Raw genomic sequence first — 23,793 nt, forward strand, 5'->3', positions numbered from 1 at the left:
CATTTTGGTTCGGATGAAAGGCTCACTTGGCAAGCCCATCCAGCACATCACTATGTTTGCCCATAAAGGCATCCACATCCGCTTTAAAATCATCGGTGACGCCGCCATTATACGCATAGCGAGATTGTTTAAATGTCTCAAATTCCTTGTATTCCGCAGCGGAAAGTAGCACAACACTTTCACGACCATTACTGGTGACGCTGACGGGTTCACGTTGTGCCAGTTCTTTATACTGACCAAAATTCTTCTGAAACTCAGATGCTGTTACTATCGTTGTCATAGCAAATCTCCTAATTTATACCCCCATTATACACAAGTTACGTAATATATGCAAGTTGTGTATTTGACTAAGGTGAATACACAATCCCCGCATAATCAAGTCTTATTGGGTTGAATTTACTGTATTTCTCTGACGCTGCTTCTGCCCTGTGAGTGAAGAGCGATACTAGTCGGCTGCGTGCTCCCGCTGCGCTACTACTGTCCCTTGCGCTTGTCTCGCTGTAGCGCGCAAGCGCAAAGGTGGATGGAGCGTGATGGCTGGCACAACCTAATGGCTGTGTTTCTCCAATTCTTTAATTTCTATTCTATATTAGCTATTCTCTCATATAACCGATGATTATAAGATGTGAGCTGCTCCACCATAAATGGCAAGGTAAGCACCAACACTAATAACATCGCTAGCACCTTAGGAACAAAAGTAAGGGTAGCTTCTTGAATCTGAGTAAGAGCCTGCATCAAAGCTATAATCAACCCAACAATTAAAGCCGTGATCATTATTGGCGCGGAAATAATTATAAGCACATATATACCGTCACGTATAACTTCTAATACCTCATTTGTTCCCATAATAAACCACCACAATACTATATTGGCATCCTTATTATATCCTGATAAGCGCTTATCACCTTATCACGAATCGCAACCACCGTATTAAGCGAAAGCTCAGCGTCACTTACAGCCGTCACCAACTCCGATAAATCAACCTTACCGGTAATCGCTTCCATACTAAGCTCTTCCGCGTTACGTTGAGTATCTATAACATCCTGCACACCATCTTTTAGCAAGTCATAAAAGGAAGTTTTAGCGTTCTCTTCTTGATACGCCGCGTCCGTAATATCATTACGCAACTTTAATTGATTAAGATAAGCGTTATTAGCGGATAATGTATTTATGCTCATATATTCCCCAAAACCAGAAACCAACCACCAGACAGTATAGTCATTCCATATATAATAATTATATTAAAAAACAATTTATCCCACACTACCTAAGTAAATCAATAGTGCGTGATAGCATTGATTTTGACACTTCAATGATGTTCATATTAGCCTCATAACCTCTTCTGGCTTCTCGCATATCCATCATTTCCACTATGGTATTAACGTTAGGATATAAAACATAACCCTGCTCATCCGCCGCCGGATGAGTAGGCTCATATTTCTTCATAAAGTCTGACATATCATAGGAACGCTCGCTTATTTCTACGGTATTTACACCTAATTCTCTATCAAGCTGACTATGAAAAGTAACTATCTTACGGCGATAAGGTTCCTCACCGGGTTTACTACCCGTTGACCCAGCGTTAGCGATATTCTCAGCGACCACTCGTAAACGATCACCCTGCGCTTTCATCCCAGAGGCGGCTATTGCTAAAGAATCCGATAACTGCATAATTACCCCTTAAAAAAACAAAAATTTATAAAATAAGCTAACCGTTAGATTTTCCTATCGCTATCTTAAACAACTCAACTGATTTACGATATAAATTGATAGTTTTCTGATATTCCATATAATTACTAGCTACTTTGGACATTTCCTCCTCAATAGAAACATTGTTCCCCGTAGGATTCAACTCGTATGTTGATTCTCTATTTACAATACGGAACTTAGAATGACCGCTAGAAGAGCCAGTTAAATGCTTCTTGTTGGTAGTCTCCATAGGAACATGAGCTAATTCTTTTGACAAGGTGCGCCTAAAATCTGGAGTGCGCAAATCCTTAGCCTTATAGTCAGGAGTATCAGCGTTCGCTACATTTTGTGCCAGAACACCTTGCCTTGCCGACAAGTAGCCAAGCTTCGCTTTCATAGCGTCAAATATAGGAACAGATGTAAAACTCATAACTTACCAACCTTTACAATTACCCAAACAATCATATTATAGGCAATATTTACCTAGCACGAATATATAGCATACTAAAAACTATATATCTATCACTTTCTCGTATGTAAAATTTAGAGTCAAAGTAACAGAACAACTTATCTGATTTACATTAAAAACCATCACTAACAATTATTTGTTACCAGCAATTATAGTGCCAAAAATATGATCACACATATTCGTATTGTGTAAACATAAAAAAATCCCCGCTTATGCGGGGACTAAAAAAGCTAATATAGCCACTTGAGCAATTACTTAATACTATAACCAAAAATACTATCTACCGCTCATCTTTGTATTTCCCATTAAAGAAGGTACAGCCGGAGTATTAAGTATCTCATGCTCAGCGTCCCTACATTCGTGACTACCTTGATACGCGTCACGAGCGACCATACCAGTCTGAGCAGCTCCCGCAATATTTACAGCCATTCTTGATAGACCTGTAGGATCAAATATGGTGACCGCTTTAGCGGCATTTGTAATAGCAAATCCAGTTCCTCCTCTTTGCCACTCAGGAACATTGCTATCAACAGCGTGCTGTAATACATCATCACATTTTTCATCATGCGCTTTTATTTTTTGCATGGTAGCCATTACTTCCTGTCTTACATGTTCTGGATATTCATTAAAGTCAGGCTTTTCCGCCATTTTAGCAGCATCCCTGTAAGGAGGATATTTACCACGTAACTCCGCTTCTTTATAATCAGGATCACTTGTATGAGTTCTATGATTACGATTAAAATTCGGATTTGTCGGAAGAGCGCTTACATCTATTTCTTCCACTGGCGCTGGTGTCTGTTCTTGTATAACTTGTTTTGGCATAATACCCCCTGTATTTATTAACAATAATTAAATTGTTGGGAGTATAGTGCAAAACTAACATATGTCAACAATAGAGTTAACATATTGTTTTATATAAATACTTTATAATTTGCGACCACGTATCACTGTAAAACCTTTAGGGCGAGGAATCGGTTCAACCGACAATATAATATTCGCTGACTTTCCTTCTATTTCCATATTAACAGTAATATCTTCCGTAACATTTCTTTTTAAGAGAACACTTAAACTGTCTTGCTCTTCCTTAGATACCTTGTTCATGTTAAGAAAAAAATCAAGAGAACGTTTTTTTTGTTTTAGGAAACTCGGAAAAAAAATCTGGAAAGGGCGGTCAAGATAGAATATTTCACGTTCATTTTCCGCCACTATAAAAGTAAAATCATGATTCATGCCAAGAGCTGAGGCAAATAGTGAGTTTTGAAACTCAGCAGCGGTTACCATATTCATATTATCTTGGACGCTTCTACTCAAGTTCCAACAGATAAAACCGAACAGAATAAATACTATAGAGGTTACCACTAACTTTTCATTTATAGTTATGGTGGCAACTCCGATTAGTATGGCAACCAAAAGTAACAACAATATCTGACCGGCGTTCGCTCCACGTTTTCTTAAAAAGAAACCATTGTCAAGCTCACCAGTTACCAAATTACTTCCTATTAGATTCGTAGTCGCGCGTTTTTCCATAACTAAAGCACCAATCGCATTGCCAAATTATATAGTTAATAGACTTCCTTATTATAGACAAGATATACTAATTAACTGTTAAATTAAATTCGCTGGCTATGGCTCGCACTTTGATCGCGTCCATCCACAATACAATTCCTGTGTTTTCAATTGCGATATAAATGCCTTAATTTTTTCTTAACTTTAATATTGTAATAGTTTGCCAGTTTACTGTGTGCACTAAAAAATTTATCTGGAAAAACTAGATAAGAGATGTTGCATTATTTTATATCTGTATATAAGTATAATAATGATATTGAATATAATATATTTCAGGTTTTCTAATAATTTAGGGTGAATTTGTGAGACAAACTGTTAGTAGGTTGATAATGATATTGTCCTGTACGGCCTTGATCTCCAGCTGTAACCCTTGGGACAGTTCCTCACTTGACGATCTTGATGTCATAGATCGTGACGCGTCACTCAACCGTAGTGACTTTCGTGATATGCGTAATATAGAGAGCTTCAAAAAAGACGAAGTCGCAAACGCCAATAACATTGTAGAACCACCAATACCAGATCTTGCGGAAATACTTACAGCACCACCTAAACCTAAAATTGGTGAGACTAAACTTGTATCACTAGCGGTTACCGATGATGTCCCACTTAAGGACGTTCTGTTTGAGCTTGCGCGCCTTGCTAAAGTTGATATTGATGTTGACGCTGGAATCACTGGTGGTGTGTCGCTACGCGCGACCGACCGCCCATTTAATGAGGTTATAGATCGTATCGCTGACATGGCGGGTCTTCGTTACAACATGAAAAATGGGGTTTTAAGAATAGAACGTGATACGCCATATATACAGCTTTACTCACTAGATCTATTAAATAACGAGCGCAGCTCCAGCGCCAGCATAAGTACAGGAACAATAGCTGGTTCTTCCACTGGGGGCGGCAATAACACAGAATCCTCTAACTCCGGCTCACAGTCAAATATTACCTCAAAAGCTGACAGTGATTTCTGGAAAAAATTTGAAGCGGGTATCGCACAAATTCTCTCATATACACCAGCCAAACGCAGCTCCGCTGTCGCCTCGTCATCTCATCCCGCTCCAGCGGCTCCCGCTTCAGGTGACACCGAGTATGACCCTTCAATAACTCCTTTACAAAGTCAAGTAACAGCTAACCCCACTTCAAATTCTAGCATTTCTCAAGCTTCTGACACCTCAGGTAATAAAGTTTTTTATGTGGTTAACCGCCAAGCATCTACTCTTACTGTTGCTGCTACCGAAAGACAACATAAACTCATCAAAAAATTTCTGAAAAAAATAGAGAAGAACACCTCGTCGCAAGTATTAATTGAAGCAAAAGTAGTTGAGGTTAATCTCAATGATACTTACAGAAGCGGTATTGACTGGAATAATTTTGGTGGCAAAAGTATAAACTTTTCTCAAAGTACAGCTGATACCGTAAGCTCCAGCATTATCGCTGGCGTTCCAACCCTTACCCTACTTAAAAACGACATATTAAGCTCAGGTGTTAATTTATCTTCCGCCGTAAAATTGCTTAATGAGTTTGGTACAGTCCGTGCCTTATCCAGTCCACGTCTAAACGCTGTTAACAACCAACAAGCTGTGCTTAGTTTTGTTGAGGATATAGTTTATTACGATGTTGACCTTACTTCTACACCTTCAACCACTACCGGAACTGTTACCACACCAGGTACCGTTACCGCTACTAGCGAAAGAAGGACAGAACCTGTTGGTATAATACTTAACCTGCAACCTTCTATAAATACCGATAGTGGTGAGGTTACGCTAAGCATAAGACCAACTATAAAACGCTTTGTAAAATTTGTACAAGACCCTGGATTTAAGATTAATCTAGCTCTCGCCACTCAAACCTCCGGTCTTCCTGATGACGTTCTGCGCACACTTTCTCAAGTCACTAGCGAGTCACCACAAATAGAGACTAGGGAACTTGACTCCATAGTTAAAATAAAAAGTGGACAAACTCTTGTTATAGGCGGTTTATTAGAGGATAAAATATCAAATACCGATAGCGGCGTTCCTTATGCCAGCGAAATACCATTATTTGGAAATCTGTTCAAATCAGTGGATAAACAGAACTCTAAAAAAGAATTGGTAATATTTATTCGTGCCACAATAATTGGAAGTAATGGTAGCGCCACTTCCTACGATAAATCGCTATATCAGAAATTTATTCAGGATCCACGTCCTCTGGAATTCTAGGTCGTGTCTATAGAAAGCTTTACAAAATCAAAATTTTGTATAGCCATATATATTCAATAAAAAAATTATATTAATAAAATTATGTATACTAACATTCGCTATATTTTAATAACCGCGCTACGTGACTGGCTATTTGTCGGACTAATGCTTGGGGTGCTTATAGCAAGTTCCATATCAGTGGTTTTAGGTGGGACGGCTTTTATTGAGGAACAGGAGATGACTCTTTCCTATGCCAGCGCTTCCTCGCGTGTAGTACTTATGGTCGGCATCATAGTATTCGTTTGCTTTCATATAAGGCATTCTTTTGATAATAAGGAAATAGACGTAATCTTATCAAAACCAATATCCCGCAACAATTTGATTGTCTCATATCTACTGGGTTTTTCACTCGTTGGATTACTTCTTACCCTGCCGGTTATAGCTATAATTTTTCTAATAGGCATAAATGATTGGACTGGATTTATGGTCTGGTCAGCGAGCTTTATATTAGAAATGATAATGATAGTATCGTTTTCACTATTTGCCGCCTTTACCATGAGAAGCGCGGTAACCTCCGTTCTTGCCTGTATGGGCTTCTACGTTATATCTAGAATGATGGCTTTTTTTGTGATGACCGCCGATAACCCTATGTTTAATGATACCAAATATATTCTAATAAAATGGGTTCTAAAAATAATTGCCATAATAACGCCAAGACTTGATTTTTATTCTAAAAGCGAGTGGCTGGTTTACGGAATAAATGACGCTATGGACTGGCAGCTATATCTATTACAATCTTTAATTTTTATACCACTACTTGTAACAGCGACTATTATTGATTTCCGCCACAGGCAGTTTTGACAATGCTTCTTACCAACATTAAAGAAAAAGTTTTGGATTGTCGGATTATATTCACGCTACTTATCATAGCTCAGGCTGGCTACTGGTATCAGGTAAAAGCCATTAGACCAGAACTTGGCATTGTGCCTAACGTGCCAAGCGAGCAAACAGTAAGCGCGATGAGTTTTGGAGACAAACAATTTTATTTCCGCTTACTGGCTTTTGAGCTACAGAACGCTGGTGATACTTTTGGTCGTTCCACATCACTACGGTATTATGATTTTAACAAACTATTTCATTGGTTCAAACTAATGGACAGCATTGATTCAAAATCTAACATGATCCCGTCAATGGCTACCTATTATTTCAGCCAAACCCAAAACAGATCTGATGTACGCTATGTGGTTGATTATCTTTATGATCATGCCACTCGTGACATAAAACACAAATGGTGGTGGCTGGTTCAATCAATATATCTTTCCACACACAGACTTGATGATAAAGATCTAGCGTTAAAAGTAGCTAAGCCACTGGTAAATGACGGAGTTCCAGTATGGGCACAACAAATGGTGGCAGTAGTCCATGAAAAAAGAGGAGAAATGCAAGATGCTCTTAGGATAATGGAAACAATAAAAAATAACGCCTCAGATATAAAAGATTCCGATCTTAAATATATGACTTATTTTATCAAAGAAAGACTTGGTAAGCTCGATGAGTTAGAAGAGAAGAATAAAAAATTAATTGATAAAAAACCCCAAAATAAAAATATGGAGAAATAAAATGTTTAGCGCTTTTTTGCAAAGCCGCGCGTTGCTCTCGGTAAGTGGAGATGACGCTGTTTCTTTCCTGCAAGGATTAGTAAGTAATAACACTAAGCTACTGCTTGAAAATAACGCTATTTATAGCGCTTTACTATCACCTCAAGGGAAATTTCTTCATGATTTTTTTCTAATTCCCTTTAATGGCAAAATTTTCATTGATGTATCCGCCGAGCGTGCCGAAGATTTATTATCAAAACTAAAAATTTATCGCCTGCGCTCTAAGATTGAGATTAGCAAAGAAGAAGATTTTTCGGTTGCTGTTTTCTGGAGTGAGGACGGCAAAAATCCTGTAATAACATCTGAAAATGATAGTCAAATAATAAATATTAATAATAGCTTATTTTACTTGGATCCCAGAAATAAAATTATGGGAATTAGGTCAATTGGCAAAAAAGAAGAATTTATGAATGATGTTAAAAAAATTCTCACATCTGATGATGAACGCAAAATAGTTGATGAAGTTGAATATGAACTTTTCCGTATATCGTCGGGAATGATCGGTAGCGAAGATATGATTATTGATAAGAGCCTGTTACTAGAGGCTGATTTCGAGAAACTACATGGTGTTGATTTTTCCAAAGGCTGCTATATCGGTCAAGAAGTAACAGCTCGCAGCAAATTTCGTGGACATGTAAAAAAAGGATTTTATCGTATAACAGCAAACGCTGATTTGCGGCTACCAGCTATTGGAACTCCTATTGTCGCTGGTGAAAACATAATCGGAGAGATAAGAACATCTATTAATAATATTGGTATAGCTCTACTCAAAAATGAGCCGTATAAAACAGCGCGCGACAATAATCATCTGTTTTTATGCGATAATATCAAAGTTGCCATAAAGTCAATAATCTGGTCGTAAGGATATTTTACTCTATCTATTTGACTTCATTTCCTCAGTTCCCTAACTCCCAAACTCCCCAATTCTATTATCCCCACTTCCATCGTTCTTCACGAGTTCCAATTAGATAAAAACATTGTCAATGCTTTTATTAGCTTTTAATTTTCTAAAATTAGACTATATTCTAGGTATGATTAAAAATATAAAAATAGCTGAGAGCATAGCTGCTCCTTTAACCAGAAATAAAAGCGGTGGTTACGATAAGTCAGCCACTAAGGGTTCTTTGGCTGGAAAATTTCTGGTAGCCTCACCATCATTACAAGAGTCTTGCTTTACCAGAGCGGTGATTTATATGTGTGTCCATGATGAGTCGGGTGCTATGGGAATCATAGTGAATTACCCGATAGAAAATATAAAAATAGATGATATTATGGAGCAGGTCGGTCTTAAAACCGATAAAAATTATGGGCTTCCTGTCCATTTTGGTGGTCCCGTTGAGAGCAATCGTGGCTTTATAGTTCACAGCGATAAACCCGATATAGCGGGTATTATAGCTAAATATGATGGAATAGCGGTGAGCTCCAACATTGATATATTACAAAACATAATTGACGATAAAGGTCCTGATAAATGCCTTATCAGTCTTGGCTATGCTGGATGGACTGCCGGACAGCTTGAATCAGAAATGGAAAGTGGTAGTTGGATAGTGGTATCAGCGACTCAGAACTTACTGTTTGATACTGAAAACGAGATGAAATGGGAGCTGGCGATAGCTTCTCTTGGTTTTGATGTCGGAAATTTTTCTAATTCGGTCGGTCACGCCTAAAAATTTCAATCTTAGCAATTCTGGTGACATACTTGTAAGGTTTCTAAGCGGCACTTTTGAACTGCAATCTAGCTAATCGCGCGTATAGCTCACTTTTCTTAAGCAACTCATCATGAGTCCCAGTTGCCTCAATCTTACCATCATTCATGAGAATTATTTTATCAGCCTTTATAATAGTTGATAAACGATGAGCGATAACAAAAGTTGTACGCTCCTTAATAACCTCATCCAAAGCCTGCTGTATATAATATTCATTTTCTGAGTCAAGAGCACTGGTCGCCTCATCAAGCAACAATATTTTAGGATTACGAACAATAGCACGCGCTATAGCGATACGCTGTTTTTGTCCGCCAGAAAGCCGTATCCCCTTCTCACCGAGATGACTATTAAGTCCTTCCGGCAATTTTTCTAAAAACTCCATAGCGCGTGCCATATGGGCAGCCTTTATTACATCTTCATCACTTGCGTTGATATTGCCGATTTTAATATTATCTTTTGCCGTTGCCGAAAAAATAACAGGATCTTGTGGTACTATCCCGATGATTGAACGCAAATTTCTAAGTGATAAATCACGTATATCCCGACCATTTAAGTTTATTTTTCCTGACTTAGGATCATAAAAACGTAGCATAAGCTGAAAAACTGTGCTTTTACCAGCTCCCGACGCTCCTACCAGCGCGATAGTCTGTCCAGCTTTTACATCAAGCGAAAAATCACTAATTGCCGGTTTATCAGTCCGTGTCGGATAGAAAAATTTTACATCACTAAACTCTATATTAGCTTCTTTAAGCGGTAATAAATCATTGTCACTTTTGTTGTCATAAAAATTTATAGAAGGTGATATATTAAGCAATTCTACCAATCTTTCACCAGCGCCAGCGGCACGCTGCAAATCAGCTATAACTTCCGAGATAGCTCCAACCGCGCCAGCTACTATGACCGAATAAAAAACAAAAGCGGATAACTGACCACCACTCATATCTCCCGATAGAACGTCATGACCACCAAGCCATAACACGGTGGCTATAGCTCCAAAAACCAGCATAATAACTATAGCGGTAAGAAGCGACCTACTACGTATGCGCTTACTCGCGGCATCCAACGTATCACCAACAAGGACGGCGAAACGCTCCTTCTCATATTCCTCAAGAGTAAATGACTGGATAGTACGGATGGAATTTAATGACTCTTCAGCGTGCGCGCTGATATTAGCCACCTTCTCCTGTGATTTATGCCCAAAAAATCTTACTTTCCTGCCAAATACGATAATTGGCACAACAACTACCGGAACCATAACCAAAAGATACGCTGCAAGCTTTATACTGGTAATAAGAAGTAAAACAAAACCACCAAAAAATAGTATAGTATTACGCGCGGCCACTGATATAGAGCTACCAATCACTACCTGTAGCAAAGTAGTATCAGTGGTAAGCCGTGAAAGCAGCTCTCCGGTTCTGGCTTTCTCAAAATATTCCATATCCATAGATATTAAATGGCGATAAACATCGTTACGAATGTCAGCTACTACTTTCTCACCTATCCATGAAACCAGAAAAAATCTCGCATAAGACGCTATAGCTAATAAAAATGTAATAACAAGCAGAATAAAAAATGACCTGTCCAAAAGCTCTACATCACCCTTACTAAGTCCGTTATCAACTAAATATCGCAGCCCGCTACCCATCCCCAAAACCGCTGAAGCGGCAAATAATAATGCAAGCAAAGCACCTGCCACTTGCATACGGTATGGTCTTAAATATCTGAGTAAAGGCAGTAAATTTTTTATGCTACCTTTCGGTCGTTTAAGCAATTCGCTGTTATTTTTACTATTTCTCACCTAATTCAACCTCTATACCAGCGATTTCCTCAAGCTCAGCAGATAATGTGGTAAGAAGCTCTTTACCATTTTCTAGCTTCCACTTACTTAAATCATTATTATATGAAAAACGCATACCGCCATTTATGGGCGATGAGAACCATATTTGCTGACTTGCCGAATGCTTATTAATAAGAATTTGCTTTCCCGATTTAAGGGTGATGGTTATCACTCCATCATAATATTCCAGCTCAAGATCACCGTTACCATCCAAAAACTCAAGCTTTTCAGCTATATTATCCAGTAATTCCGCTGACAAACATTGATATTCACCATCAAGCATAGTATTTCCCTGAAATATCTATCTACATAATTCAATAAGTATTTATGTTAAACTATTGAATTTTATGTACAATTAAAAACATAATTTATATTTTCGTAGAAAATATCAGTTTTTTAGAAAAACACAAGGAATGGCTAAAAAACTTTCTAAAAGTTAGAAAAAATAATAAGTTAATCCTTTTTTTATTAAAAATATATATTATATGTAGCATAGAATCATGTTATCCTCATCTAGTAAAAAAGGAAAGAATAGGTAATCATTATGATTATGCTTAACGAAAACAGCCACTTATATAATCTGCATGAAATGCATTACGCGGCGATCACTCCAATTAACATAATGGCAAACGCGAGCGCGATATTACATAGCCACCCGTTAAGCCCCTTATCTTATACTGGTTACAGCAAGCATGTAGCAGCCGCTTCTGAGGTTCTTGGTCGGATGACTCAACGTTATCTAAAACCTGAATTTGGTATTAAATACACCAAAATTAACGATAAAAAGGTCGCCATAAAAGAAGAGGTAATAGCGGAAAAACCTTTTTCCAGATTATTACACTTCAAAAAGCCAGATAAATATAATCAACCCAAACTATTGTTAGTAGCCCCTATGTCCGGTCATCACGCTACCTTACTGCGTGGTACGGTGGAGGCAATGCTACCATTCGTTGATGTATACATCACTGATTGGACGGACGCTCGCCATATACCAACATCTTGTGGTAGTTTTCATCTGGAAGATTATATCTCATATGTAATGGAGTTTATTAAAGTAATCGGAAGGAACACCCATCTTATGGCGGTTTGCCAACCGTCAGTTCCAGTGCTGGTCGCCGCCTCAGTGATGAATGAGACAAATGATCCTTTCGCTCCAAGCTCAATGACCCTAATTGGTGGACCTATTGATACCAGAGCAAACCCAACAAAAGTTAATGAGTCCGCCACTCAAAGACCACTGGCTTGGTTTGAGCAAAATGTAATAACCCGTGTTCCCGCTAATTACAGCGGCTTTATGCGCCGTGTCTATCCGGGATTCTTACAGCTTACTGGCTTTATGACCCTGAATCTTGATCGCCATATAACCGCCCATAAAGATCTGTATAATCATCTAGTAATTGGTGATGGTGACAGCGCTAAGGCTCATAAGAAATTTTATGATGAATATCTGTCGGTAGCGGATCTACCAGCTGAATTCTACCTTGACTCAATTGAGCAAGTATTCCAGAAGCAACTCCTGCCTAAGGGAGAGTTTGAGTATAAGGGCGAAAAAATAAAACCGGAAAAAATCACTAAAACCGCTCTTCTTACCCTAGAAGGAGAACTTGATGATATTTCTGGTGTCGGACAAACTCAAGCCGCGCAAAAATTATGCTCAGCGCTACCAGCGAGTATGCGTAAACATCACCTGCAACCGGGTGTTGGTCACTACGGTATCTTCAACGGCAGTAAATTCCGTAAGCATATCGTGCCAATAATCGTGGATTTCATCGGCAAACATAATAAATAGCCTCGCAGTAAACAATCAATGCTAACTTCTTGACAGGTTATGGTTAGCCTCGTAATATCGGTTGGATTTACCAAAATTAATATTAAGGTTAACCATATAAATGACCAAAATGCGTGATTCCGCTAGCCGTGATGCTTGCCTACTTCTTGCCGACGGCACTGTATTTCGTGGTACAGCGGTTGGGGCTGATAAAAAAACCATTGGTGAGATTTGCTTTAATACCGGAATGGTCGGCTATCAAGAAACTCTAACCGATCCTTCATTCGCTGGACAAATTATAACTTTTACCTTCCCTCATATCGGTAATGTTGGCTGCAATAATGATGATATTGAGGCTGATAAAGTCTTCGCTAGCGGGTTGGTAATTCGCGAGAATATAACCGAGCCCTCAAATTTCCGCAGTGAGAATAATCTTAACGATTGGCTAGTAAAAAATGACATAGCCGGTATTTGCGGAGTGGATACTCGTGCCCTCACCCGTCATATTCGTAAGAACGGAGCGCAAAACGCGATGATTGTCAGTGGTCAGTGGTCAGTTATCAGTAATCAGATAGAAGAGTTGCAAAAAGAGCTAACACAATATCCACAAATGGAAGGTCTTGATTTAGCTAAAACAGTAACGACCAAAAAACCTTATGAATGGACACAAGAAGAATGGGCGCTAACTCCCCAAACCTCAAGCCCTAAACCTCTATCCCCAATCCCTAATTCCTATCATGTAATCGCTATAGATTATGGTATGAAACATAACATATTGCGCTGTCTTACCTCACGTGGCTGCAAAGTAACCGTTGTTCCAGCACAAACTGGCGCTAAGGAAATACTAGCGTACAAGCCAGATGGAATATTTCTTTCCAACGGACCGGGTGATCCAGCGGCGACTAGTGGCTACACCGCTTCGGTCTTACAAGAATTAATCGCCTCAGAAACACCGATATTTGGTATCTGTTTCGGGCATCAGCTACTCGCTACCGCTCTTGGCGGAAAAACGAGGAAAATGACGCAGGGGCATCGTGGAGCTAATCATCCAGTAAAAAACCATATTACCGGAGCGGTGGAGATTACCAGCCAGAATCATGGATTCGCGGTACTGGCGGATAGTATGCCTGATGGGGTAAAAATCACCCACACTTCATTATTTGACGGCAGCGTGGAGGGATTACGGGTGGAAGGAAAACCAATTTTCTCAGTACAATACCACCCTGAATCATCACCCGGACCACATGACAGTGCGTATTTATTTGATAATTTTATTAATATGATGACGGATAATAGGTAACATCTATGGCAAGTTTTACTTTTCCGGCTGTTTTACTCCAGAACAACAAAAAAAGCAACGGCAGGATCCGCATGTATTGTGGAGAACCAAACTATTATAAATCTCCAATATATTATCAAAGACTATGGACTCACAATTTTACAAAAACATACATACCAGATAAAATTGTCATTGATCTTCACAAACTGCTTAACTGTTCGTATAAATTAAACAAGAGTTACGAACAACTGCTCATACATGCATTAATAAATAAGACCGATCAAAAGAAAGCCATAAAATCCAAAATTGATGAGATTTCAAAGGAAACAATAGTTGATCTTGAACAAATACGTAAGCTATCAAAAGAAATAGATACCGTAGAAAAATCTGATTCTCCTGAAATTAAACAAATAATAGAAAAACCGCAAACTGAAAGCAAATATTCGCATTTTGGAATTAGCTTTTCTATAAGACAAGAAATGTTATTTATTGATAATTTATGCATTAATATATTTAACGGTAAAAATCTCTATAGTGCGCAATTTTATCTTATTTCCTCTCTACTAATATTAATATCCAGAATTAAATCATCGGAAACAAAGACTGGCGTGGAACAGTACTGTGATAATTTAGGCGAGTATTTATGCTATAATACGGAGAAACGATTCAGGGAAATAACTTATAGAATAGCTTGCGCCTTAGATGTATACGGCTACTGTCTACCTATTAACGTGGTAAGCTATTTTAACTTTTTCCTCATACTAGATAAAATAACTATGCACAAAATAATAACCTTAAGCATCGCTCAGTTGAATGAATGGGTGTATCGGAAATATGATAAACCAGCAAAATATGCCACTGATCTTTTAACTAAAGAAATGTATAAGGATATAAAAGATAATGTTAAAAATATTCTGGAGAAATAACAGACCATTTTTAACTTTTGTAACATCTATCAAATACGTGAATAATAAAAATATTTCTCCCCTACTAAAAACTACAATAAACGAAAAATAAAAATGCCAAAACGTACAGACATAAAATCTATTTTAATAATCGGGGCGGGACCTATCGTGATTGGACAGGCTTGCGAGTTTGACTATTCAGGCACACAAGCCTGCAAAGCCTTGCGAGCGGAAGGTTATCGGGTGATTCTGGTAAATTCTAATCCGGCGACCATCATGACTGACCCTGACCTTGCTGACGCTACCTATATTGAGCCTATTACGCCTGAAATGGTAGAAAAAATAATCATAAAAGAAAAGCCAGACGCTCTACTTCCAACTATGGGTGGGCAAACCGCGCTTAATTGCGCCAAGGCGCTTGCCGAAAGTGGCGTATTAAAAAAACATAATGTAGAACTTATTGGCGCGAAATTAGACTCCATAAACAAAGCCGAAGACCGCCAGCTATTTAATGAGGCGATGGCAAAGATCGGGCTAGAAGTTCCACGCAACGCGGTGGTTAAATCTATGGAAGAGGCTCGTGTGGCTATGAAGCATGTAGGACTTCCGGCGATTATCCGTCCTAGTTTTACTATGGGTGGCGCAGGTGGTGGCATAGCTTATAACCATGAGGAGTTTGAGCAAATTATCACCAGCGGTCTGGATGCCTCACCAATTGGCGAGGTGTTAATTGATGAATCAGTGCTTGGCTGGAAAGAATTTGAGATGGAGGTGGTGCGGGACAAAGCTGATAACTGTATCATAGTTTGCTCTATTGAGAATGTTGACCCAATGGGCGTGCATACCGGAGATTCTATTACCGTCGCCCCCGCCCTTACCCTTACCGATAAAGAATATCAAAGGATGCGTGACGCTTCATTTGCCGTACTTCGGGAAATTGGCGTTGACACTGGCGGCTCTAATGTTCAGTTCGCGGTTAACCCTAAAGACGGGCGCATGGTAGTAATTGAGATGAACCCACGGGTTTCTCGCTCATCAGCCCTCGCCTCTAAAGCTACCGGCTTTCCGATAGCTAAAGTAGCCGCGAAACTAGCGGTTGGTTATACGCTGGATGAAATACAAAATGATGCAACTAAGGTAACACCAGCTTCTTTTGAGCCGACTATTGATTACGTTGTCGTCAAAGTTCCTCGCTTTACCTTTGAGAAATTCGCTGGAGCCGAGCCATTACTTACTACAGCCATGAAATCTGTTGGGGAGTCAATGGCGATGGGACGTAATTTCAAAGAAGCTCTACAAAAAGCGCTACGTTCGCTGGAAACTGGGCTTACTGGTCTTGATGAAATAGAAATTACTGATGCTGACGCAATCCGTTCCGCCTTATCTCGTCCAACACCTGACCGTCTGCTGGTGGCGGCACAAGCATTAAGGCTTGGTGTGAGCATAGAGGAAATTTGCGAGATTGCCAAGTATGATCCTTGGTTTATAAGACAAATCGCAGAAATCGTAGAGGCTGAGTTAAGAGTACAGAACATAGAGTTTAAGAATAATCTCAGCGCTCAGGACTCAGTGCTCATTAAGCTTAAAAGGGATGGTTTTTCTGATGCCCGCATCGCTCACCTTGTCGGACTAAAAACCTCTGATATTACGGACATTCGCAAAGAACTAAACATTCACCCAGTTTATAAGCGTGTTGACACTTGCGCCGCCGAGTTTGACTCGGATACACCATATATGTATTCCAGCTATGAGGGAATTGGCGCGGAGTGTGAGTCACGGCCAACGGATAAAGAAAAAATTATTATACTTGGTGGTGGGCCTAACCGTATTGGGCAGGGAATAGAGTTTGACTATTGCTGTGTTCACGCCGCCTACTCACTCAAAGAAGCCGGATACGAGACTATCATGGTAAACTGTAATCCTGAGACAGTATCTACCGACTATGACACCTCTAACCGTCTGTATTTTGAGCCCCTAACCACTGAGGACGTATTTGAGATTATCCGCACCGAACAGAAAAACGGTACTATAAAAGGGGTTATCGTACAATTTGGCGGGCAAACTCCATTAAAACTGGCACGCGCTTTGGAAGAAGAATTCGGCAAAGATATAATAATCGGCACTTCTCCTGACTCTATTGACCTCGCCGAAGATCGTGACCGCTTCCGTGAACTGGTAGAAAAATTAAAACTAAAACAGCCAAATAGCGGCATAGGACGTAGCATAGAAGAAGTAATGAATGAAGCGGATAAAGTAGGTTTCCCACTGCTCGTCCGTCCTTCTTATGTACTTGGCGGACGGGCGATGAAAATAATTTACGATAGGAACTCGCTGGAACAATATGTCGCCGAAATTGTAAAAATGTTTGGCGATGGTCCTATATTGGTGGATTCTTACTTGCAAGGAGCAACCGAACTGGATGTTGATTGCTTGCGTGATAAAAATGGTAATGTATTTGTAGCAGGAATAATGCAGCATATTGAGGAAGCCGGAATCCACTCCGGTGACTCGGCATGTTCCCTTCCCGCTTACTCGCTAAATAATGAGATTATAGCGGAAATAAAACGACAAACTGGAGCTTTGGCTAATGAATTAGAAGTTATCGGACTGATGAATGTCCAGTTTGCCATAAAAGAAAATGAAATATACCTAATTGAGGTAAATCCTCGCGCTAGCCGTACGGTTCCGTTTGTAGCTAAATCCACAGGAATTCCTGTTGCCAAAATCGCCGCCCGCCTAATGGCTGGCGAAAGCCTTAAATCTCATGACTTAAAGCTTGAGGAAGAAAAACTAGGGTCGCAGACCACAAACCATAAACCGTACTTCTGCGTAAAAGAAGCGGTGTTCCCATTCGCTCGTTTTGCCGGAGTTGACGTTATACTTGGCCCTGAAATGAAATCAACCGGTGAGGCAATGGGAATTGACCGTGACTTCCCACGTGCTTTCGCTAAATCACAACTCTCCGCCGGAAGCACTATTCCAGAAAGCGGTACTATCTTTATTTCGGTAAAAGATTCTGACAAGGACGAAATAGCGAAAATCACCGAGCAATTCATATTACTAGGCTTTACCGTAACGGCTACCTATGGCACCGCTAAATATATGAAGACAAAAAACCTTGATGTTTCTACCGTAAACAAAGTAAGAGAAGGAAGACCACACATAGTTGATATGCTAAAAGACAGCAAAATAGCTATGGTAATAAACACTACGGAAGGAGAGCAATCGGTGAAGGATTCTTTCAGTATCAGGCGCACCGCCCTACTTGGCAAAGTACCGTACTATACAACTCTTGCCGGAGCGAAAGCAATCGCTGAGGCTATTTCTTCTATAAAAAAAGGTGGCGGACTTGACGTTCGTTCAATACAATCATACTTTAGCGATAAGTTATAAACAAAATATACAGCGAAATATACAGAGAGCAAAAAAATGGAAAAATTTCCCGTAACGATAGAAGGCTACGCACGGCTTGAGGCGGAGCTAAAACAGCTTAAATCAACAGACAGACCAGCTATTATAAGCGCCATATCCGAAGCACGCGCGCATGGTGACTTAAAAGAGAACGCTGAATATCACGCCGCAAAAGAAAAACAGAGTTTCATTGAAGGTCGTATCAAAGAGCTAGAGGCGGTAATTTCGCGTGCTGATGTTATAGATGTAAAATCGCTCGCTTGTGATAAAGTGAAATTTGGAGCTACCGTAAAGCTAGTGGATGAGGATAGTGAGGAAGAAAGCACCTATCAGATAGTCGGAGAATATGAGGCTGATATAAACAAAAACCTCATCTCAATTACCGCGCCAATCGCCCGTGCCATGATTGGTAAAGAAGAAGGTGACAGTATAGAGGTCAGAACTCCTAAAGGCAGTAAAAGCTATGAAATTCTGGAAATAAAATACATATAGCACATTACCTAGTGCCTAATGCCTACAACCTAACTTATCTGATACCTAACATAGGCATAATTAAAAAAGTGTGATGCTAGAATCTGCATAATTGCTTTATAAAACAATGCGATATACTGTATTTTTAAAAAAGGATTATAAAAGTGTCTAAAAACGCTGTGTAAAATGCGGTTTGAGCAGCATAAAAAGCAATGGCAAATTGCGTGGTCGTAAACGGTATCGTTGCAACTTGTGCTTACATCAATGGGTTGATAAGCGCGGCAAAAAAACCGACTATAAGCGTTACTATTTAGACTGGCTGCACAAACGCCGAACACTAGCAGAAATTGCTAGCATTCTTGATATTTCCATCCCCAAGCTCACCAAGGAATTTGATGCTCTTGAGTGGGCAGAAGGATTAATTTTTCCTGCCTCAAAAGAAGCGATTAACCTGCTCATGGATGCGTCTTTCTTCGGCAGAGAATATGGCTATTTCTGTGCGCATGATGGCAGCAGAATCATTTATTACCAAGAGATCAAAACCGAATCAGTGAAGCATTTGCGTGAAGCTTTGCATGAGCTTGTGCAGGCAGGATATTGCTTCAAATCAGTGACCATTGATGGGCGCAAAGGGTTTTATGAAAACATCAGAAAAACACTTGGTGGAGTACCAATTCAAATGTGTATTTTCCATCAAAAAGCGATTGTAAGGCGATATACTGGAAATAATCCAAAGCTCCGTCCTGCAAAGGATTTGAAGGAGTTGATGGAAAAATTATGCAATACCGAACCAGAAGATTTTGTGGCTCAATTTTACGCTCTGGCAGAGCAGCACAAAGGATTCCTGAATGCCAAAAAGGGTGGAAGATTTACGCACGGAAGGACGCGTTCTGCATATAATTCCGTGCAAGAAAATCTGCACAGGCTATTTACATACAAGGAATTTCCAGAACAGAATATTCCGCCAACAACCAACCATCTAGAAGGCTTCTTCTCTCACCTCAAGGAAAGAATAAATATCCACCGTGGGTTGAAACTCCATAGAAAGAAAAAAGCTATAAAAGCTTTCCTCAATTCTTTCTAAAAAGCATCACACTTTTTTAATTATGCCCTAACATACGACATACCGCCACCGTCAGATCCGCTCGGTTAAGCGTATAGAAATGTAATTTATCACAACCAAATTCCATCAATCTTCGGCATTGTTCACGAGCGACCGCTATGGCTACCGCGTTACGTGTAACTATATCATCATCCAACCCACTAAATAGCTCAGCAAGCCATGTTGGAACACTCGCTCCACACATAGCGCTAAATTTTTTCACCTGAGCGAAATTACCAACTGGTAAAATACCAGGAACTATAGGTATCGTAACACCAGCGGAACGAACCTTATCAATAAACCGGAAATAATGTTCAACATCAAAAAAATACTGGGTTATAGCTCTGGTAGCGCCAGCGTCAATTTTCTTTTTAAGATAATCTATATCAGCGGAAAAGCTTTCTGAATCAGGGTGTTTTTCTGGGAAAGCCGCTACCGTAATCTCAAAATCAGCAATTTTTTTAAGACCAGCTACCAACTCACAAGAGTAACGATAACCATCTTTGTGTGGAACATAATTCTCAGCACCATTTGGTGGATCACCACGTAGCGCTACTATGTGGCGAACCCCTGCCTTCCAGTAAGAACGCGCCACCTCATCTACCTCCTGCTTGCTAGCGTCCACACATGTAAGGTGAGCGGCTGGTCTTAATGAGGTTTCATCCACTATCCGCTTTACCGTGTAATGGGTACGCTCACGGGTACTTCCTCCAGCTCCATAAGTCACAGAGACAAAAGATGGTTTTAATTTCTCAAGACGTATTATCGTATCCCATAACCTGCCCTCCATCTCTAGGGTTTTAGGCGGAAAAAACTCAAAAGAAACCTCCGGCGACTTGCCAGTAAATATACTCTCTAAAAATGTAGTGGATGAATCTGTCACGAAAAAACCTAGATTAAATAATACTGTGATAAAAAAACAACATAAAATACTTATTTATATTTAACCATAAAACAACGTTGCCAATTAAATTAATAACATTAAATTATTGGAACGTTTTTTCTAAAATACTTCACGATTGCTTAACACTTACACCATAAGCTTACGTTGTAAATATAATTTTTAACACAAGGAAAAACAACCGTGATTTTTCTAAAGGATAATATTGTGAATTTCAAGTCATCATTGCTAGCCGTAGCGCTTACTTCATGTCTTGCCCTATCTGCCTGCGCTGGTAATGCCGTAGAAAAATATGGTCAACATGATAGATACCATATAGCTCAGGAAACTCCAGATCCTTATGAAGATTTTAATCGTGATATATTTGAATTCAACCGTACAATTGATCGTTACTTGCTAAGACCAATAGCACAAGGCTATGATGAGGTAATGCCTGAACGCGGCAAAATAATGGTATCAAACTTTGTTAACAACATTGAGGAACCAATAACTTTTGTTAATTCTGTGATTCAAGCAGACGCTTATAATAGCTTCACCACCCTTTGGCGCTTCATGCTAAATTCCACCTTCGGTATAGGTGGACTGTTTGACGTAGCAAGCGATCTTGGTCTTAAGAATAGAACCACTGGTTTTGGTGATACTCTAGCTGTATACGGAGCCGATACTGGAGTTTATATAGTTCTTCCTATTCTTGGACCATCTAACGCTCGTGATGGTATAGGTTGGGTCGGCGATGTATTCATGGATCCGGTCAGTTATACTAATAACGCTTTTTTCTACAGTATTGCCTCTGTAAAAACGGTTGATAAACGCTATAAAAATCTTAGATTGCTTGATGATATATACGCTACTTCTCTTGATCCTTACATCACTCTAAGAAGCGCTTATATACAACACAGAAAAGGTCAGGTAAGAAAAGCTATAAGACTTCGCAATGAGTCAATAAAAAAAGTAACCGAAAACTATAATCCGTAGAATAACTAAGTATAAAAACATAATGTCGTTAATTTCAAAACGTAATAAAATGATAAATGTAGCTATAAGCCAATTTGTACGCTTGGTAAGCGTTGTATTGCTAATGAGCGTAGTACCATTTTCCTCTGCTTATTCAGCAGACAAGGACAGCGCCAGCAAATATGTTGAGTCAGTTGGAAATCAGGCGATTGACATATTGTCAGATAAAAATCTTGATAAGAAAGACAAGGAAAAACATATAGAAGAGCTTTTTAGAAAAAACGTTGACATAAAATGGATAGGTCGTTTTGTTATAGGACGCTTCTGGAGACAGCTAGAAAAAGATAAAAAAGAATCTTACATGCAAGCTTATGAGAAATTTGTTATTAAAAATTACGCGTCAAAATTTGTTGATTACAGCAGCGGAAGCTTCAAAATTAGCGGTTCCCACGATAATGGTGATAATGAATTTACCATTAATATGGAAATAAAAGCTGATGACAACTCAGACGAGCCAATAATAGTTGACTATAAGGTAAGGAATGAAGGAAAAAAGTTTCTTATATTTGATATAATAATAGAAAACGTCAGCATGATAGCTACCCAACGCTCAGAATTCAATTCCGTAATGGCGAATAAAGGGATTGATTACCTAACTGAACAATTAGTAAAAAAATCCAATATTGACACAGACTAGCTATGAATCTATATGGCTACCATATAGTTAAATAACTATTGCGCTCGCTTCACGGCGAAAACCCAAAGCTTTCAGCTTTGATTTTGATAATCATTTAGAGCAATTATTACTCTAAACGACTATTAATTCCTACAAAGATACAGAAATATTAAATCAATTAACCTAGATTTAAGTCTTTTCTGGTAAAAATACTTATATAATTTAACAAATTAGCAGCTTAAAAAGGATATTTATTATGACCGCTCGTAAAAAAATTTCTCTCATTGGTTCTGGAATGATCGGTGGAACTCTTGCTCATTTATGTGAACTTAAAAATATAGGAGATGTTGTTCTTTTTGATATAGCGGAGGGAATGCCACAGGGAAAAGCTCTTGATATTTCTCAAAGCTCCGCTGTTGACGGCCATGACGTTAATATTAAAGGTAGTAACAGTTATGAGGATATAGCGAATTCCGACGTGATAATCGTAACCGCCGGTGTTCCTCGTAAACCTGGTATGAGTCGTGATGATCTAGTTAGCATAAATACAGATATAATAAAAACCGTCGCTGAGAATATCAAAAAATACTCACCCGATGCTTTTGTTATAGTTATCACCAACCCTCTTGACGCGATGGTTTGGGTAATGCAGCAAATATCAGGTCTTCCGGCGAATAAGGTTGTTGGTATGGCCGGCGTTCTTGACTCTTCACGCTTCTCATATTTCCTTGCTGAAGCACTTAATGTGTCTATATCCGACATAAATGCTTTCGTACTTGGCGGACATGGTGACACTATGGTACCGGTCGTTGATTATACAACAATATCTGGAATACCTCTTCCTGAATTTGTAAAAATGGGCTGGATAAGCCAAGACAAACTAGATCAAATAGTACAACGCACCCGTGATGGTGGCGCGGAGATAGTCGGGCTGCTTAAAACTGGTTCTGCTTTTTACGCTCCCGCCGCTTCGGCCATACGCATGGCTGAGGCATATCTATATGACAAAAAACGGATAATACCATGCGCCGCTCACCTCTCAGGAGAATACGGAATAAACAATCTATATGTAGGTGTTCCAGCAGTAATAGGAGCTGGCGGAATTGAAAAAATAGTAGAAATCAACCTAAATGAAAAAGAAAAAGAAATGTTTGATAAATCCGTAAGCGCCGTAAAAGGTTTATGTGAGGGAATAAAACTATAAAAATAACACCTAAAAAGGGGGAATAT

The 23,793-nt window shown here is 39.3% G+C and carries 24 protein-coding genes; 14 read left to right on the top strand and 10 right to left on the bottom strand.

Annotation, left to right across the window (positions count from 1 at the left end; translation table 11 throughout):
* Window positions 1-22 precede the first annotated feature (22 nt).
* The 7 genes from R3D71_10720 to R3D71_10750 all read right to left on the bottom strand — a co-directional run bounded on the left by R3D71_10720 (window position 23) and on the right by R3D71_10750 (window position 3,685).
* On the bottom strand, window positions 23-280 hold the full coding sequence (locus tag R3D71_10720) for a type II toxin-antitoxin system prevent-host-death family antitoxin (protein MEZ5692117.1): 258 nt from the start codon (window positions 278-280) through the stop codon (window positions 23-25).
* A 299-nt stretch (window positions 281-579) separates the two neighbouring features.
* Window positions 580-846 carry a flagellar biosynthesis protein FliQ gene (gene fliQ / locus R3D71_10725; GenBank protein MEZ5692118.1) on the bottom strand — a complete coding sequence of 89 codons (267 nt, stop codon included), beginning with the start codon at window positions 844-846 and terminating at the stop codon, window positions 580-582.
* Window positions 847-863: 17 nt separating this feature from the next.
* Entirely contained in the window at window positions 864-1,178 is a 315-nt protein-coding gene (gene fliE, locus R3D71_10730) for a flagellar hook-basal body complex protein FliE (protein MEZ5692119.1), read from the bottom strand.
* A gap of 85 nt (window positions 1,179-1,263) precedes the next feature.
* Window positions 1,264-1,671, bottom strand: a complete 408-nt coding sequence (gene flgC / locus R3D71_10735) for a flagellar basal body rod protein FlgC (protein MEZ5692120.1) — start codon at window positions 1,669-1,671, stop codon at window positions 1,264-1,266.
* A gap of 37 nt (window positions 1,672-1,708) precedes the next feature.
* On the bottom strand, window positions 1,709-2,119 hold the full coding sequence (gene flgB, locus R3D71_10740; GenBank protein ID MEZ5692121.1) for a flagellar basal body rod protein FlgB: 411 nt from the start codon (window positions 2,117-2,119) through the stop codon (window positions 1,709-1,711).
* Between the two features lie 315 nt (window positions 2,120-2,434).
* Window positions 2,435-2,980 carry a hypothetical protein gene (locus tag R3D71_10745; GenBank protein ID MEZ5692122.1) on the bottom strand — a complete coding sequence of 182 codons (546 nt, stop codon included), beginning with the start codon at window positions 2,978-2,980 and terminating at the stop codon, window positions 2,435-2,437.
* Between the two features lie 102 nt (window positions 2,981-3,082).
* Window positions 3,083-3,685 (bottom strand): hypothetical protein, encoded by a 603-nt coding sequence (locus tag R3D71_10750; GenBank protein ID MEZ5692123.1) that lies wholly within the window; start codon window positions 3,683-3,685, stop codon window positions 3,083-3,085.
* Between the two features lie 341 nt (window positions 3,686-4,026).
* On the opposite strand from R3D71_10750, the gene R3D71_10755 reads away from it, so the two are divergent.
* The 5 genes from R3D71_10755 (at window position 4,027) to R3D71_10775 (ending at window position 9,220) form a co-directional block, all read left to right on the top strand.
* Complete coding sequence (locus R3D71_10755) at window positions 4,027-5,916, top strand: secretin N-terminal domain-containing protein (protein ID MEZ5692124.1); 1,890 nt, start codon at window positions 4,027-4,029, stop codon at window positions 5,914-5,916.
* Window positions 5,917-5,997: 81 nt separating this feature from the next.
* Entirely contained in the window at window positions 5,998-6,756 is a 759-nt protein-coding gene (locus R3D71_10760) for a hypothetical protein (GenBank protein MEZ5692125.1), read from the top strand.
* A gap of 2 nt (window positions 6,757-6,758) precedes the next feature.
* Window positions 6,759-7,514 carry a hypothetical protein gene (locus R3D71_10765; protein ID MEZ5692126.1) on the top strand — a complete coding sequence of 252 codons (756 nt, stop codon included), beginning with the start codon at window positions 6,759-6,761 and terminating at the stop codon, window positions 7,512-7,514.
* A 1-nt stretch (window position 7,515) separates the two neighbouring features.
* Window positions 7,516-8,415, top strand: coding sequence for a hypothetical protein (locus R3D71_10770; protein MEZ5692127.1), 900 nt, complete (start codon window positions 7,516-7,518; stop codon window positions 8,413-8,415).
* Between the two features lie 169 nt (window positions 8,416-8,584).
* Window positions 8,585-9,220, top strand: coding sequence for a YqgE/AlgH family protein (locus R3D71_10775; GenBank protein ID MEZ5692128.1), 636 nt, complete (start codon window positions 8,585-8,587; stop codon window positions 9,218-9,220).
* 43 nt (window positions 9,221-9,263) lie between these two features.
* Here the strand turns inward: R3D71_10775 and R3D71_10780 are convergent, their stop codons facing one another.
* Both R3D71_10780 and cyaY read right to left on the bottom strand, forming a co-directional pair.
* Complete coding sequence (locus tag R3D71_10780) at window positions 9,264-11,057, bottom strand: ABC transporter transmembrane domain-containing protein (GenBank protein ID MEZ5692129.1); 1,794 nt, start codon at window positions 11,055-11,057, stop codon at window positions 9,264-9,266.
* Window positions 11,047-11,379 (bottom strand): iron donor protein CyaY, encoded by a 333-nt coding sequence (gene cyaY / locus R3D71_10785; protein ID MEZ5692130.1) that lies wholly within the window; start codon window positions 11,377-11,379, stop codon window positions 11,047-11,049. Before cyaY ends, R3D71_10780 begins: the two co-directional genes overlap by 11 nt.
* A gap of 261 nt (window positions 11,380-11,640) precedes the next feature.
* On the opposite strand from cyaY, the gene phaZ reads away from it, so the two are divergent.
* From phaZ to R3D71_10815, 6 genes are all read left to right on the top strand, one after another.
* The gene (gene phaZ / locus R3D71_10790; protein MEZ5692131.1) at window positions 11,641-12,885 is read left to right on the top strand and encodes a polyhydroxyalkanoate depolymerase; all 1,245 of its coding nucleotides are present in this window, start codon (window positions 11,641-11,643) and stop codon (window positions 12,883-12,885) included.
* Window positions 12,886-12,985: 100 nt separating this feature from the next.
* Complete coding sequence (gene carA, locus R3D71_10795) at window positions 12,986-14,164, top strand: glutamine-hydrolyzing carbamoyl-phosphate synthase small subunit (protein ID MEZ5692132.1); 1,179 nt, start codon at window positions 12,986-12,988, stop codon at window positions 14,162-14,164.
* Between the two features lie 5 nt (window positions 14,165-14,169).
* A complete protein-coding gene (locus R3D71_10800) occupies window positions 14,170-15,069 on the top strand; it encodes a DUF2610 domain-containing protein (GenBank protein ID MEZ5692133.1) in 900 nt (299 codons plus the stop codon).
* A gap of 93 nt (window positions 15,070-15,162) precedes the next feature.
* Window positions 15,163-18,441 (top strand): carbamoyl-phosphate synthase large subunit, encoded by a 3,279-nt coding sequence (carB, locus tag R3D71_10805; protein ID MEZ5692134.1) that lies wholly within the window; start codon window positions 15,163-15,165, stop codon window positions 18,439-18,441.
* 36 nt (window positions 18,442-18,477) lie between these two features.
* Window positions 18,478-18,951, top strand: coding sequence for a transcription elongation factor GreA (gene greA, locus R3D71_10810; GenBank protein ID MEZ5692135.1), 474 nt, complete (start codon window positions 18,478-18,480; stop codon window positions 18,949-18,951).
* Between the two features lie 172 nt (window positions 18,952-19,123).
* The gene (locus R3D71_10815) at window positions 19,124-20,014 is read left to right on the top strand and encodes a hypothetical protein (GenBank protein MEZ5692136.1); all 891 of its coding nucleotides are present in this window, start codon (window positions 19,124-19,126) and stop codon (window positions 20,012-20,014) included.
* Window positions 20,015-20,030: 16 nt separating this feature from the next.
* On the opposite strand, the gene metF is transcribed toward R3D71_10815, so the two are convergent.
* On the bottom strand, window positions 20,031-20,915 hold the full coding sequence (metF, locus tag R3D71_10820; GenBank protein MEZ5692137.1) for a methylenetetrahydrofolate reductase [NAD(P)H]: 885 nt from the start codon (window positions 20,913-20,915) through the stop codon (window positions 20,031-20,033).
* A gap of 201 nt (window positions 20,916-21,116) precedes the next feature.
* On the opposite strand from metF, the gene R3D71_10825 reads away from it, so the two are divergent.
* The 3 genes from R3D71_10825 (at window position 21,117) to mdh (ending at window position 23,767) form a co-directional block, all read left to right on the top strand.
* The gene (locus R3D71_10825; GenBank protein MEZ5692138.1) at window positions 21,117-21,908 is read left to right on the top strand and encodes a VacJ family lipoprotein; all 792 of its coding nucleotides are present in this window, start codon (window positions 21,117-21,119) and stop codon (window positions 21,906-21,908) included.
* Window positions 21,909-21,930: 22 nt separating this feature from the next.
* A complete protein-coding gene (locus tag R3D71_10830) occupies window positions 21,931-22,584 on the top strand; it encodes an ABC transporter substrate-binding protein (protein ID MEZ5692139.1) in 654 nt (217 codons plus the stop codon).
* A gap of 235 nt (window positions 22,585-22,819) precedes the next feature.
* The gene (gene mdh, locus R3D71_10835) at window positions 22,820-23,767 is read left to right on the top strand and encodes a malate dehydrogenase (protein ID MEZ5692140.1); all 948 of its coding nucleotides are present in this window, start codon (window positions 22,820-22,822) and stop codon (window positions 23,765-23,767) included.
* Window positions 23,768-23,793 lie beyond the last annotated feature (26 nt).

This window comes from Rickettsiales bacterium, assembly GCA_041396965.1.
Lineage (GTDB): Bacteria > Pseudomonadota > Alphaproteobacteria > Rickettsiales > SXRF01 > SXRF01.

Coding starts and splice junctions, on each gene's coding strand:
- carA (MEZ5692132.1), top strand. CDS start 12,986: ATGACCAAAATGCGTGATTCCGCTAGCCGTGATGCTTGCCTACTTCTT.
- R3D71_10800 (MEZ5692133.1), top strand. CDS start 14,170: ATGGCAAGTTTTACTTTTCCGGCTGTTTTACTCCAGAACAACAAAAAA.
- flgB (MEZ5692121.1), bottom strand. CDS start 2,119: ATGAGTTTTACATCTGTTCCTATATTTGACGCTATGAAAGCGAAGCTT.
- R3D71_10770 (MEZ5692127.1), top strand. CDS start 7,516: ATGTTTAGCGCTTTTTTGCAAAGCCGCGCGTTGCTCTCGGTAAGTGGA.
- mdh (MEZ5692140.1), top strand. CDS start 22,820: ATGACCGCTCGTAAAAAAATTTCTCTCATTGGTTCTGGAATGATCGGT.
- cyaY (MEZ5692130.1), bottom strand. CDS start 11,379: ATGCTTGATGGTGAATATCAATGTTTGTCAGCGGAATTACTGGATAAT.
- fliQ (MEZ5692118.1), bottom strand. CDS start 846: ATGGGAACAAATGAGGTATTAGAAGTTATACGTGACGGTATATATGTG.
- R3D71_10750 (MEZ5692123.1), bottom strand. CDS start 3,685: ATGGAAAAACGCGCGACTACGAATCTAATAGGAAGTAATTTGGTAACT.
- R3D71_10745 (MEZ5692122.1), bottom strand. CDS start 2,980: ATGCCAAAACAAGTTATACAAGAACAGACACCAGCGCCAGTGGAAGAA.
- fliE (MEZ5692119.1), bottom strand. CDS start 1,178: ATGAGCATAAATACATTATCCGCTAATAACGCTTATCTTAATCAATTA.
- R3D71_10830 (MEZ5692139.1), top strand. CDS start 21,931: ATGTCGTTAATTTCAAAACGTAATAAAATGATAAATGTAGCTATAAGC.
- R3D71_10760 (MEZ5692125.1), top strand. CDS start 5,998: ATGTATACTAACATTCGCTATATTTTAATAACCGCGCTACGTGACTGG.
- R3D71_10775 (MEZ5692128.1), top strand. CDS start 8,585: ATGATTAAAAATATAAAAATAGCTGAGAGCATAGCTGCTCCTTTAACC.
- R3D71_10720 (MEZ5692117.1), bottom strand. CDS start 280: ATGACAACGATAGTAACAGCATCTGAGTTTCAGAAGAATTTTGGTCAG.
- R3D71_10765 (MEZ5692126.1), top strand. CDS start 6,759: ATGCTTCTTACCAACATTAAAGAAAAAGTTTTGGATTGTCGGATTATA.
- carB (MEZ5692134.1), top strand. CDS start 15,163: ATGCCAAAACGTACAGACATAAAATCTATTTTAATAATCGGGGCGGGA.
- phaZ (MEZ5692131.1), top strand. CDS start 11,641: ATGATTATGCTTAACGAAAACAGCCACTTATATAATCTGCATGAAATG.
- flgC (MEZ5692120.1), bottom strand. CDS start 1,671: ATGCAGTTATCGGATTCTTTAGCAATAGCCGCCTCTGGGATGAAAGCG.
- greA (MEZ5692135.1), top strand. CDS start 18,478: ATGGAAAAATTTCCCGTAACGATAGAAGGCTACGCACGGCTTGAGGCG.